The organism is Aureibacter tunicatorum (genome assembly GCF_036492635.1).
GTDB lineage: Bacteria > Bacteroidota > Bacteroidia > Cytophagales > Cyclobacteriaceae > Aureibacter > Aureibacter tunicatorum.
The window spans coordinates 532,598-545,814 of the sequence record NZ_AP025306.1; the positions used below are offsets into that span (position 1 = coordinate 532,598).

At 36.1% G+C, this 13,217-nt stretch carries 11 protein-coding genes; 6 read left to right on the plus strand and 5 right to left on the minus strand.

What is annotated here, in order from left to right:
• Nucleotides 1-117: 117 nt before the first annotated feature.
• Together AABK36_RS22245 and AABK36_RS22250 are read left to right on the plus strand one after the other, a co-directional pair.
• Complete coding sequence (locus AABK36_RS22245) at nt 118-858, plus strand: ParA family protein (RefSeq protein ID WP_309940884.1); 741 nt, start codon at nt 118-120, stop codon at nt 856-858.
• The gene (locus AABK36_RS22250; RefSeq protein WP_309940883.1) at nt 851-1,744 is read left to right on the plus strand and encodes a hypothetical protein; all 894 of its coding nucleotides are present in this window, start codon (nt 851-853) and stop codon (nt 1,742-1,744) included. The genes AABK36_RS22245 and AABK36_RS22250 overlap by 8 nt, the downstream gene beginning before the upstream one ends.
• A gap of 55 nt (nt 1,745-1,799) precedes the next feature.
• On the opposite strand, the gene AABK36_RS22255 is transcribed toward AABK36_RS22250, so the two are convergent.
• From AABK36_RS22255 to AABK36_RS22265, 3 genes are all read right to left on the minus strand, one after another.
• Nucleotides 1,800-2,408 carry a TetR/AcrR family transcriptional regulator gene (locus tag AABK36_RS22255; RefSeq protein ID WP_309940882.1) on the minus strand — a complete coding sequence of 203 codons (609 nt, stop codon included), beginning with the start codon at nt 2,406-2,408 and terminating at the stop codon, nt 1,800-1,802.
• Entirely contained in the window at nt 2,409-3,068 is a 660-nt protein-coding gene (locus AABK36_RS22260; protein WP_309940880.1) for a TetR/AcrR family transcriptional regulator, read from the minus strand.
• 151 nt (nt 3,069-3,219) lie between these two features.
• Complete coding sequence (locus AABK36_RS22265; RefSeq protein ID WP_309940878.1) at nt 3,220-3,660, minus strand: hypothetical protein; 441 nt, start codon at nt 3,658-3,660, stop codon at nt 3,220-3,222.
• Nucleotides 3,661-3,994: 334 nt separating this feature from the next.
• Here AABK36_RS22265 and AABK36_RS22270 point away from each other — a divergent pair, with 334 nt between their 5' ends.
• Nucleotides 3,995-4,969, plus strand: a complete 975-nt coding sequence (locus AABK36_RS22270) for an arginase (protein ID WP_309940877.1) — start codon at nt 3,995-3,997, stop codon at nt 4,967-4,969.
• 371 nt (nt 4,970-5,340) lie between these two features.
• Nucleotides 5,341-6,645 carry a Na+/H+ antiporter NhaC family protein gene (locus tag AABK36_RS22275; RefSeq protein ID WP_309940876.1) on the plus strand — a complete coding sequence of 435 codons (1,305 nt, stop codon included), beginning with the start codon at nt 5,341-5,343 and terminating at the stop codon, nt 6,643-6,645.
• Nucleotides 6,646-6,700: 55 nt separating this feature from the next.
• Here AABK36_RS22275 and AABK36_RS22280 read toward each other — a convergent pair whose 3' ends face one another.
• A complete protein-coding gene (locus AABK36_RS22280) occupies nt 6,701-8,650 on the minus strand; it encodes a GAF domain-containing protein (protein WP_309940874.1) in 1,950 nt (649 codons plus the stop codon).
• Nucleotides 8,651-9,066: 416 nt separating this feature from the next.
• Here AABK36_RS22280 and AABK36_RS22285 point away from each other — a divergent pair, with 416 nt between their 5' ends.
• Nucleotides 9,067-10,155, plus strand: a complete 1,089-nt coding sequence (locus AABK36_RS22285) for a sensor histidine kinase (protein ID WP_309940873.1) — start codon at nt 9,067-9,069, stop codon at nt 10,153-10,155.
• Nucleotides 10,152-10,889, plus strand: coding sequence for a LytR/AlgR family response regulator transcription factor (locus tag AABK36_RS22290; protein WP_309940872.1), 738 nt, complete (start codon nt 10,152-10,154; stop codon nt 10,887-10,889). The genes AABK36_RS22285 and AABK36_RS22290 overlap by 4 nt, the downstream gene beginning before the upstream one ends.
• Nucleotides 10,890-11,106: 217 nt before the next feature.
• Here AABK36_RS22290 and AABK36_RS22295 read toward each other — a convergent pair whose 3' ends face one another.
• Complete coding sequence (locus AABK36_RS22295; RefSeq protein ID WP_309940871.1) at nt 11,107-13,122, minus strand: glycoside hydrolase family 97 protein; 2,016 nt, start codon at nt 13,120-13,122, stop codon at nt 11,107-11,109.
• Nucleotides 13,123-13,217: the final 95 nt, after the last annotated feature.

Consider the following 13,217-nt stretch of genomic DNA (forward strand, 5'->3'; position numbering starts at 1 on the left):
GGCGTCAAAAATTATATTTAGTTTTCTTTATTTGGAGAACTGTGCGTTTAATTTATTTTTATATTTGTTAAAAGTGGCCTTTTGAAACGATTTCACGAATATTTTTAATAGTAGACCATGACCAAAATAATAAGTATAATAAATCATAAGGGTGGTGTAGGCAAGACGACCACTACGGCAAATTTAGGCGCCGCTCTCGCTAACTTAGACAAGAAAATTCTTTTAGTAGATTTTGATCCTCAGGCTAATTTGTCAGATCATTTGGGGATTCCTTTTGATGAGCTTGATCAAGACATCGTGGATGTTATTATGGATGATCAGTCGATTGAGCCTTTTTTTATCAAAGAAAATTTGCATATCGTAGCTGGTAATTTAGAATTGGCTGCCGCTGAAAAGGAATTTTCGAACAGTATCAAAGCCTATATAAAACTTAAAAAGGCATTGAAGAGTATTACAGAGTCATATGATTTTGTTTTGATTGATTGTCCTCCATCCCTAGGCTTTTTCACTTTGAATGCTTTGAATGCATCTACAGATGTAATCATACCTGTTGAGCCTGAAGGCATGGCCGCTGGCGGGTTGCAAACTGTGAGAGATGCTATATCTGAAGTTCAGGATGTGAATGACGATATCAAGTTGTTGGGAGTTTTGATAACTAAGCAAAGAGGCTTGGTTGTTGGAAAAGATTTGGAAGAGAGTATTAGAGATAATCATCAACCAGTTTTTGAGACTGTGATACGTAACTATAAACATTTCCCTGAAGCTTCAACTTTGGGATTGTCAATTTTCGATCATGCTCCTTCAAGCAATGCAGCCTTGGATTATGCGTCATTAGCCAAGGAGGTAATGAATGGCTAAAAGAGGCACCTTTTCCATCAATACTAAAAAAAAGCTCAGAGCGAATAGCAATGTGATCAAGCAATTTGATCAGCAATTGAAAGTCTTAGAAGAATTAAAACAATTCATTCCCACTCCCACTGATGAAGAAAGAGCTCAATTGGAGGAGAATATTCGAAAGGAAGGAGTGCGTGACCCATTGGTTATTTGGAAAAGGGATGATGACCAAGTCCTAATAGATGGACATAATAGATATTCTATCATTCAAAAATTAAAATCCGAGGGTGTTGACCAGGACTTTAAGCTTAAAATTCTTCCATTCGAGAATATTGAAGAGGTGAAGGATTGGATGATTTTGAATCAATTAGGAAGAAGAAATTTAACGCCAGAGCAGTCTAGCGAATTAAGAGGCTTGTATTATGAGAGAGAGAAGAAAAAGCCAGGAGGTACAGGAGCCAATCAATATACTGAGCTAAGAGGACAAAATGACCCCGAAGCTAAAAAAACAGCTGAGAAGCTAGCTGAAAAGTTGAATGTGTCTGCTAAAACGATTAAGAGAGATGAGCAATTTGCGAAAGGTCTGCGAAAAATTGCCGAGTCCAATCCTCAAATGAAGCAGGATATTCTTCAACGCAAGGTTAAGGTTAACAAGACGGATGTTCAAAAATTATCAAAGGTTGAAGGGGCTCTCAAAATTGATAAAGTTGATGATATCAAATCGGTTGTAGAAAAGAAGCCAACTGAAGACCTAAGTGTTGAAGTTAAGGAAGAGTTTTTGGTGAGGAAGGGGATGGTTCAGCAATTAAGGGATTCGTTGATTCCTCTTTATAATCAAGAAGAAATTTCTTCTAGTCAAATTGAAAAGTTCAAGAAGACAGCTAGAACTTTATTGGCATATTTGGACTAAGAAAATTAAGAAATTTTGTAAAGGAAAGGGGACAATTTGTCCCCTTTCCTTTTTTCTAGCAATAGAAATTTTTATACTTTTTATCTCCTTCTTTTGTCAAATAAGGAGTAATGATGCTTGCCATGGTTTGTTGATGCATTTCCAAGGGGTTTTGATCGCTTGAGAACATATGAATTCCATAGTTGGTAAGAATCACATATTGGTCAATTAAACTTTTCATTTCTTCTTTTGAGTCGCATGAACGGATATCGCCTGCCTTGTTCAATTCATTTAGAATTTTAAATCCGAAAGGATATAGCTTTTTTATCGTATTGTTAAAGATATCATTGCCACGTTTGCTTTCTTGTAGAATTTGGAAAATATTATAAAGCAGAAATTCATATTTTTTTTGTAATTCGCATATACTGTCGATAACAAATTTATAGTATTTTAAATCTATTGCATTGCTGTCAATATTATCAAATACACTAATGAGTTCAAAACAGTAGCTGCTTAATATAGCGTCTATCAACTCGGATTTAGTGGCATAATGATATGTGAAATTACCCTTGCTTATTTCTGAAGCTAATGCAATTTCTTCAATACTTACATTGTTGATTCCATTTTGATGATAAAGTTTTATAGCGGTTTCGATTATTTTACTTTTAGTTTCAGATAATTCCATTTACGTTTTTTCATTTTGTATCCTGTATTCATTGATGAAAATGGGTTCATAATTTTGATACAATATGTCAAATGCTTCTTTTGATTTGGAACTCAATAGTGGGTATATCACAAAGCATAAGTTCTTTATTTGAAAGATGAAAGTGTAGTCATCTTTTGCAATTATAGATTTGTGAGAAAGTGAATATTTCCAAAGCACAAGCCATCTAAGAGATAATAAGGTGCCTTTTTTATCATGTATAGATTTGCTGATAATAGATTTTTTCTCTAATTGAATGAAAATGAAATTGATTTTTGAATAGATGTTGTCAATAAACTTGTACACATTTTTTTTGAATTCAGAATCATATTGATTCATTTGAATGATATTGTGCATAATAAATGCATACTTCTGCTGCACAAGCGATGCTTTTGAAATGATGTGAATGTAGAGTAGCAAGTTGATATGCTTTTTCTCTATTCCGTTGAATACACCCATGATTTTTTCTTTGAATTGAGCGAAGAGCTCTTTGAAAATATCATATGGATGTTTGAAATGATATGTAACATTGCTTTGACTTAATCCAGCTTGTCGCGCAATTTGTCTAAGCGAGACATTGTCTAGTCCCGATTTGTTAAATAGCTTTAGTGCGGTGTCTAATATTAAGTCTCTAGTTTTCATACCCATAAAATAAATAACAAATATGCTATTAAAAAAGAAAAATAAAATTATTTTAATTGATTAATGCTGATTTTTATGGAGTATTTAATTATATATTTAATTCATATACCTATTATGTTGAAAAAAAGTGCAGTGTCTTTTGAAATTTATATCAGAATGAGCATTTTACATGCAAATTAAGAGTCGCAGAGTCGGATTCGCTCCAAGCAGTTTCCACTTTAAGCTGAGTTTTAAAGCCTGTTTTAAAGAAAAAAGGAACTTCTGTTTGCGATGCAATACCACTTCCTTCAAATAGACTTTGACCACTAATAGTATCTATAACTTTTATTGACCATCTGCCTTGCAGTGGACTTGTGACTTTCCAATAGCCTCTTAAAGACGCCCAATAGGTATAGGCTTCTTTGCCTATGGTTATACCATATCCATTATGAATATCTAGTGAAATGGACTCCTCAATACTCTCCCCTATTTCAATATTGTCTTCAAAATGCTTTTCTAGTATTGATAATGGGTCTTTGTTTAATATATAATTTTTGGTTGCAAGGGAAACTTTTTCAATTAGGTAATGCTGATTTTTGGATAAATTAGACATGTTTTTTTATTTATAATGTGAGCTTATGCCCCTAGTCTGAGGGACTTGAATATATAATTTGTTCTTTGGAATATTGTTTCTCAATTTTTAGACAAGTCTACTAGATCGAAGCAATTTTGGTTAATTAGAGAAATGTTGTTATTTTAGCCTATATATGGTAGACAACATAATAAATAGAATTGCCAACATATTTTTGCTTAAAGGTTTTACTGATACTTTTAAGCCCTCACACCTATTGGCTTTTTCATAAGCGATAATCAATTCTGCTATACCATACCTATATCTCAGCTTGAAGTTCTCAAGTTCTTAATTGTATTAATATATCGATAGTCATATGAAAACTAAATCACTGAAACTAATTTCGGTGCCTTCGGAAATTGCCGCGGGTACGCGAGGTGCTTCAATGGGCTACCAAGCTCTAGTTGTGGCATCACTGAATGCTAAGTCTAAATTCTTTTTTGATAAAGAGGTAGCTGAAGTTGAGACAGAAAATGAACTTCTTTTGGATGAAAATCCCTATCCTTATGCAAAGAGAATCAATGGCGTGAAAAATGTCTTGACAAATGTTTCGGATTCTGTCGCTGAAGAATTGTCCGAAGAAAATTTTCCATTAGTATTAGCTGGAGATCATTCTACCGCTGCGGGAACAATTTCTGGAATTAAGAAAGCAAACCCGGGCAAAAGACTGGGAGTAATTTGGATTGATGCTCATGGTGATTTGCATACTCCTTATACTACGCCAAGTGGGAATATGCACGGGATGCCGCTTGCTATGGTTGCAGGCATTGATAATCTGGAGCAACAGATTAACGAGCCTAAGGAGCAAACAAAAGAGCTTTGGGAAGATATAAAGAACATAGGGATTGATGGACCAAAGGTTGAAATGGATGACATCGTATTTATAGGTGTTAGAGATACTGAGGATCCGGAAGATCGTCTGATAGAAAAGTATGGGATTCGAAATATCAAAGTTAGCGAAGTAAAAGAAATGGGTGCTGTTAATGCTGCTCAAGAAGCTTTGGACTTGCTTAAGAATTGCGATATCATTTACGTATCGTTTGATGTTGATAGCATGGATTCAAGAATATCAGCTGGAACAGGTACACCTGTTATTGATGGATTGAGTGTTGAGGAAGCTAGAGATATTAACAGGCAGTTGGTTGCTAATGATAAAGTAGTCTGTTGGGAAATGGTTGAGATAAACCCTACTCTTGACCAAGAAAATACGATGGCTGAAAATGCATTCAATATTTTGGTGCAAGTAACTGAAACTGTTGAAAGCAAAATTCAAGAAAGCTGTAAAGCGTAATAAATCAAGAATATTTAAATAAACGGAGCTATTTAATTTAACATAATTAAACACTGTAGCTTCGTTTATTCGCTTACTTATTTATTCATGGGTTGATGTTTTTTTGAGAGTTATTTGTTGTATATTAAATATATTGTGATTAGATTTAAGGTTTTTCAAATTTTTCAATGAAATTCGATTTCTAAACTTATGAAAATATGATAACCGTGGAGTCAAATGATTTTTTTAATAAAACAATAGTCGAATTCATTTAAACAATAGATTTTATCATTTGACTGTTTTTCAATAATTTAAATTGTGTTTTTAGAGATTCATCGGATACTTTTGTCCGTTACATAATCAGGTTAAATTACAATCTTTAAAAATATATTATGTCTCAATCTCCAAAAGCCAATTTTAAGGCCTTGCTACCATTATTGGTTTTTATTATTCTCTATCTTGGAGGTTCGCTGTTGAATGCCGACTTCTATTCTATTCCCGCAATTGTTTGTTTCTTAGTTGCCGCTGCTGTGGCTTTTTGGCAAAGTGGCTTTATGCCTTTAGGCGAAAGGTTTGAAGCATACGCCAAAGGTGCTGGAGGAAAGGACATAATGTTAATGACCTTGATATTTATCTTAGCGGGAGCTTTTGGCAAGATTGCAAAAGCGTCAGGAGCTATTGACGCGACTGTGAATATGGGCTTGTCTATACTTCCTGGGAATTTGTTGGTTGCTGGTGTGTTTATAATCGCATGCTTTATCTCTGTTTCGATAGGAACCTCTGTGGGAACAATAGCCGCTCTTGCTCCTTTAGCCGCTGACATAGCGTCAAAATCCACGATTGAAGCTCCATTGGTGCTTAGCGCTATTATTGGAGGAGCTATGTTTGGAGACAATTTATCGATGATTTCAGATACGACCATAGCGGCGAGCAGAACACAAGGAGCAAAAATGCGTGATAAATTCAAGATGAATTTTAAAATTGTTTTGCCTGCCGCTGTTGCGACAATAGTTTTGTATTCTGTTTTTCAACACGGAGATACCTATTTGCAGGTTCCTGAAAGTGTTGATTATGTCAAAGTGTTTCCATACCTTGCTATATTAGGTTTGGCATTGTCAGGCTTGAATGTGTTTGCTGTATTGTCTTTGGGTATAGTAATCGCTAGTGTAGTTGGATTATTGACTGGAGATTTGACTATAGTGACTATCTTGCAAGCTGCTAACACTGGTATTTCAGGAATGGGTGAGTTGATAATCATATGCATGATCATAGGCGGTATGGTTGAGTTGATTCGTATCAATGGCGGAATTCAATATTTATTGGATTTTACGGTAAAGAGATTAAATAGCAAAAAGAGCGCTGAATTCGGTATTGCGGCATTGGTAAGTTTGGTGAATATATGCACGGCAAATAATACGATCGCTATTGTGATTGCTGGTCCGTTGGCTAAAGAAATCGCTCAAAAATTTGAAATTAGCCCAGCGAGATCCGCTAGTTTATTAGACACATTTTCCTGCTTTACGCAGGGAGCTATACCATATGGCGCTCAGATATTGACTGCGGTTAGTTTGGTAGGAATTGCGGGTGTTGGACCATTTGATATAATGAAGAGCTTATACTACCCTTATTTGATGGTTATTGCGTCAATATGTTATATCGTTTTTGTGACAGATAAAAAGACAGTTGCGACTGCTTAATGATTTGATATTCGAAAGTTACAAAGAGCCACCTTTGATGGGTGGCTCTTTGTAATTAGACTGGCATTTTTAATTCCTTAATCTCTTTTTTCAATAGAGCTATTTCTTCTTCGTATGCTCTTTTTTGTCGGTCATTTTCTTCCTGAGTGGCGGATAACTCTTCCAGATTTTGTCTTAGCTCCTCCTCTTGAGACCTAAGCTCTTCGGATTGAACTTTAGTTTCATCGAGCATGCGACGAGTCTGATCATTGGTTTGAATCATTGATATGGTGGATGCTATCGCTTCGGATAATTTATCTATGAAATCCAGTTTATGCTCTTCTATTGGGTCGAATGTTGCGATTTCCAGCACACCGTATACATGATCATTGAAAATCAAAGGGATGATATACACGTTTCTGGCTGTAGATTCTCCAAGCCCAGAGGTTATTTTAACATATTCTTCCGGGATTTCATTATAGATTGCTGTCCTTTTTTCAAGATAAATCTGTCCTATTAGTCCTTCTCCGGGTTTTAAAGTGATTGTTTCTGTATGGAATTTCTTTCGGCTATAAGCGTAGGTAGCTTTTTCCGTCAATAAAGTCTCCCCTCCTCTTTCTTCAGCTATGAAAATGATAGCTTGATTCGCCTCGATCTTTTTGATGAGTTTTCTTAATATATTATCGCAAACTTCCGCTACATTGCCTCCATTTCTAAGGATGACGGCGAATTCCGCTAGACCTTCGGTTATCCATCTGTTTTTCTGCTCTTTTTCGTTGTATTTGCTTAGAGATTGCTGTATTTGTCTGATTGATTTGCCTAATGCATCGTTTTCTCCAAGTTGTGGATACTTTGCGTCAAGAATACCATTGCTAATCTCATGAGCGAAATTAATAGCTTCTGAGAGCTTGTTACGGAGTGTGACGAATGAAGAGCCCAGTTCTTTGATTTCTTTTATTTTGCTTTCTGATTGGAGCTTGGCATCTATATTTCCTTGGCCTAATTCAGTGGTGAAATCTTTTAGGACTTTTATTTCATTGGAAAAACGTTTGATCATAATGAAAATGAGAATCAAGCCGATAGCGATGAGAATCAGCTCGATAAGCAAAGAGATTTTGAATTCTTTATCAAGCGGAGCCAATGATTCAGTAATTGAAGCGTCAGTCACCATAATCCAAGGAGATGGTTTTAGTTTTCCTGAGACCATGAATCGTTTCTCTCCATCCAACTCATACAGAGTTTGCTTCTTTTCCGAAGACATCATGTCGTCGAAAGCATCGCTCATAACATTAATGCCGTGAATGTTTCCATAGGATTCGAACTCCGGAGAGCTAGAAATTATTATTTCACCATTAAGATTAGCGATGAAATTGTAGCCTTTTTCTCCTACATTGATTACTTGGGCTAAATATTCGGGCAGTCCAGTGATGTCTCCTTTCACATAGGCTATAGCTGTAATGTCGCCATTCTCAGCAATTATAGGCGTAGCTGTGACAATATGTGTTTTACCATCTTCTTTGGTTTCGAATATTTTCCAGTGGCTTTTTTCCTCTTGTGAATAAGAAAGCGATATAAGCCATTGAATGATAGGAAGATCCATTGAATCATTGGACTCTTTTAAAAACGATTCATATCTTTTTTGGCTTTTGGGAATGAAAATACCGTAGAAGTTGCTTGTTTCGCCTCCAGATTCCATATTTTTTATTTGAGACGACAGCATATCCAAATGCTTGGCCATGATCAATTCGTCTCTTTTTTCAGGAGCGATACTAAGCCACTTTTCAACAAATGCATTATGGATAATTCCTTTATGTTTATAGATTTCCAAGTATTCTAAGTAGGTTCTTAGCAAAAAAGCCGGCCGCCATGCTTGTGCGGGCACCGTTTGTTCAGTAGTGTTTTTTTCCACCATTTTTGTAGCTTGGAAATAAAGGTATCCATTTGAAATGCCAAATAGAACTATGAAGAGCGTTCCAAAGCTTATGAGAAGTTTGGTGGATAATTTAGAGGTATTAAAAAAAGTCATATTTTAGTATATCGTCTTTCTATTGTTTTCGATAATATATAAAATTGTTCCATATTTGAGCAATATAGTATAGTTTATTTCAGTGTAAGTAGGTGAAATAGTTATGTATATAAGCCTTATAGTTTAATTTTTTTGAATGAAATTTTGTGAATGATTTGTATGTTGAAGTTTTTTGTTTGAAAGTATTAAATTGAGAATAATTGGTTTTCTTATACTTTTGGATATTTATTGGATGAAATATGCTGAGAAAATTTTTCGATATTCATAGCTGATTTTATTATCCAAAAGGCTCTTTATTTCAGTTGCTTAAGTATCTGTGATTGAAAATCATTGTTGTTTGATATTGTATAGAAGGGCATTGGTAGATTTTTTTATTTTATTGAGATGAAATCCATTTACTTTAAGAAAAAATTTGGATGATGAAGAAAGTACTGAAAATAGGAGTTCACGTAGGGGTGTGGTTATTATACCTATTGGTAACCATAGTTTGGCTGTATTCCGGGATGGATTTTGGTTGGAACGGCTTTTATAGAGCGCTTTTGATGGTTATGTTTCAAATTGTGATCTTTTATGCGAATACTTATTTTTTCATGCCTAGAATTTTGGAGAAAAATAAAGTAATACTGTATATCGCAACAATATTAATGACGATTTCAGCACTGACTTTTTTGAATTACTCCGTACAAAGAAAGGTATTCAAGAGATCTGATCGGTTTATGAGAAAGAGAATTGAACGTATTGAGCGTTTGGAAGAAAGCAACATTTCTTCAAGGAAGTTGCTTAAAAAGCCTAAGAGAATTGTCAAATTGGAGTTTGTAGGTTTCTTTTTGATAAGTGCTTTTCCCTTGATATTCATGCTTTTCATAAGTTCTTTGTATCGCAACATAATGCAGACCCGCAATCGGGAGAAAGCTGAAATGGCTATGATCGAAGCTGAAAGCAAATTTTTGAAGTCCCAAATCAATCCGCATTTTCTTTTCAATGCGATGAACAATATTTATACTTTGAGCACCATGAAGTCGGATGAGGCGCCTAAGGCGATTCATTTGCTTTCTGACATGCTCCGATATGTTATCTATGAGAGCGGGGCAGGCTTTGTAACATTGGGCAGAGAGTCCCAGTATATTCAAAATTACATATCCTTGATGGAGTTTAGGGATGATGCCATTGCAAAGAATGTAAGTTTTTTAAGCACAGCTAACACGCATTTGAAAATAGCCCCAATGATTTTGATGCCTTTTGTCGAGAATGCTTTCAAGCATAGTAAAATTGAGGATGAGGAAAATGGCTGGATAAATATATCGATGACTTCTATGGGCAATAGGCTGGAGTTTTTGATTTCCAACAGCATGCCAAGCGCTCATTATTCAAAAGACAAGGTTGGAGGAGTTGGTTTGTCAAACGTTAAAAGGAGATTGTCTTTGCAATACAAAAATATGCATGAGCTTGTGATCGACAACACAGAGCATGAGTTCAAAGTTAATTTAAAAATTGAACTTACATGAAAAGTATCCGATGCATTATAGTGGATGATGAGCAATTAGCAAGAAAGCTGTTGGAAAGCTATGTTGAGAAATTGCCGAATGTCGAACTTCTAGGCATGTTTAAAAACCCTTTGGAGGCGATATCTTTTTTGAGAGACAATGATGTGGATTTGATGTTTTTGGATATTCAAATGCCTGATTTGAAAGGCACGGATTTGTTGAGGTCTCTATCGGTTAAGCCTAAAGTCATTTTAACTACTGCTTATCAAGAGTATGCGTTGGAAGGCTTTGAATTGGGTGTCGCTGATTATTTGTTGAAGCCTATATCGTTTGAAAGGTTCTTAAGCGCTGTGAATAAAGTAGAGGAACGAATGAATTCAAGTCGTGGCAACGATGAGATCGACAAGCATAGTCATGGAAGCTTTGACGAAGAAGAAGATGGTTTTTTGACATTGAAAGGAGACCACAAGTTTTACAAAGTCCACTTTGGAGAGATCCTTTATATTGAAGGAATGAGAGAATACGTGGCTTTTCATACCGTCGAAAGAAAGCTTGTTATTCTGGTTTCTTTGAAGCACTTGGAGGAAACTCTGCCCTCAGCTAGATTTATGAGAGTGCACAAGTCATATATTGTCAATAAAAAATTCGCTAAAGTATTGTATGGGAATCAAATTGAAATAAATGACAAGCTTATTCCTATTGGCAAGTCTTACGTGGAAAAAGTGCGGAAGGAACTCTTTGGCTTGAGTAAATAAAGTATTTGTTTTTTTATAAAAAATCTAAAAAAATGATTGGATCAAGTTTGTTTATAAATTTAAAGTAGTATCTTTACATTATTAAATGTAACAAATATTTGTTTGTGTTTCTTCAAACGATGACTCCTTTAGCGGAGGATTTGTTTTACAATCTTGATTCGTGTGATATAGTTTGGCCGAAGCCCTAAGACGAAAGTCAGAAGGCTTCGGTTTTTTATTATAATTTTTTAAATCTAATGGCTTGGCCACCTGATTTTTTAAGATCCAAATGCAGTTTATCGCCTTTCTTGACGATTTTTTTATTGATTTGATAAGAGGCAGGATTGTTGATTAAATCCGTGTCTTCTGCGTCAGCGTATATTTGAGCTTCATATTCGTTGCCATCCGAAAGGAAATCCAATGTGATATCCATTTTCTTGGCATGTTCACCTGTCATGCTCCCCAAGAACCAATCCCCGTCATGGCTTAGTCTTGCCATAGTAATAAATTCGCCTACTTCACCATTGATAACCAAAGATTTTTCCCAGTCAGTAGGGCAATCCATGATAAATTTGAAGGCAGGGTGTCCTTCATAATGCTCTATTAGGTCGCTGGCCATTTGCAATGGACTGTAAATGACAACAAAAGCGGCTAGCTGTTTGGCAAGCGTTGTTTGGATACGGGTGATATCCATGTCAGCATTGTTCCAATTTACCCTTTTTCCTTCCGAGTTTTTATAAAGAATATCGAAAATGCCCGGCGTATAATCTATTGGCCCTGCCAGCATTCTTGTGAAAGGCAGTGTCACCAAGTGTTTAGGTCCATTTCCAGCACTCCAAGCATTCCATTCCATGCCTCTTACTCCTTCCCTTGTCATCATATTAGGGTACGTGCGACGAATTCCTGTCGGCTTGATAGGCTCGTGAACATCGAGCATGATTTTGTGTTCAGCAGCTTTCTCCACTACTTTTCGATAGTGATTGACCATGAACTGGCCGTGATGGTTTTCTCCTCTTGGATAAATCCCTCCGGCATAACCCGTTTTAAGGGCATTCATTCCCAAGTTCTCATAAAGAGTGAAAGCTGAATCCATATAGTGTTCATATGCAGGGATATCTCCACCAGTTTCATTGTGGCCTATAAGTTGGATGCCATTGTCTTTTGCGTATTTTGCTACTTTGATCAAGTCGAAATCGCTAGCTGGGGTAACATGGTCGAAAGCGTCTTTAGCTCCCCATTTGTCCCAACCGGCATTCCAGCCTTCTACTACTACCCCGCCGATATTATGCTTTTTGGCGAAGTCAATATGCCTGATAGCATTCTCAGTCGTAGCTCCGTGCCTTGGACCTTCCGCCCATATTTCAGTTCCAAGATGCATGCTCCACCAGATACCCACGTATTTCATAGGCTCGATCCAAGATACATCCTCTAATTTATTCGGTTCATTAAGATTGAGTATTAGCTTTGATTCTACAAGTTGTCCTGCGTCAGGAGAGATTTGCACTGTTCTCCATGGAGTGGTCGTTCCAGTGGATGTTTTCACTTTGCTGCCATCAGACCAAGGAGCTAGCTCAGCCTCGAAAGACAAAGAATTATCTTTTCTAGCAAGAGTCATGTCAGCATAGTCGGTTAAGGCGGCTTCATGAATTGAGATATGAGTTCCTTTAGAGCTTCTGAAAGTTACAGGAGTATTAACGGCTTTAATTTCACTCGCTTTGCTTTCTTGGTACAGAAACTCATATGAATCGAAATTTTGAGGAATCCACCATGAGTCGTAATCGTCGCCTAAAACGAATTCCGTTTTTTCATCTATAATAGTGAATTCTTTTAAATTCTGTTGTTCGGGAAATTCGTAACGAAAGCCTATTCCATCATCAAAAGCCCTAAATCGAATGTCGAGTTTTCGATTGGGCGATTTTTTTTCTTGCAGATGAATAAGCATTTCATTGTATTGGTTATTGACAATTTTGTCTTCTCCCCATACTTGCTCCCAGTTTTGGGAAAAGTTGGATCTTTCGATGCCATAAGCTTCCATATCCGGCATTAAAGAGTTCGAGTCAGATAGAACAAAACCAAGTTTAGATTCCTCTAGAATTGTTTCGTCTTCAAATTTGACTGAGTAGGAGGGGAGCTTACCTGCTTCAAATGTTATTTGAATCTTGTTGTCGGGAGACAACAAGGTTTGCTTTTGATCTACGGAACAAGAGCTCATTCCGATGAACAAGATAATTAAAAAGTATAGATTTTTTTTCATGGCATAAAATTGTCAAAACTGATAAGCTAACGAATGCGACTTATTGTTTGGTATGCCAGAGAAAGGGTACTTTAATGATGAATATGAAATTTTTA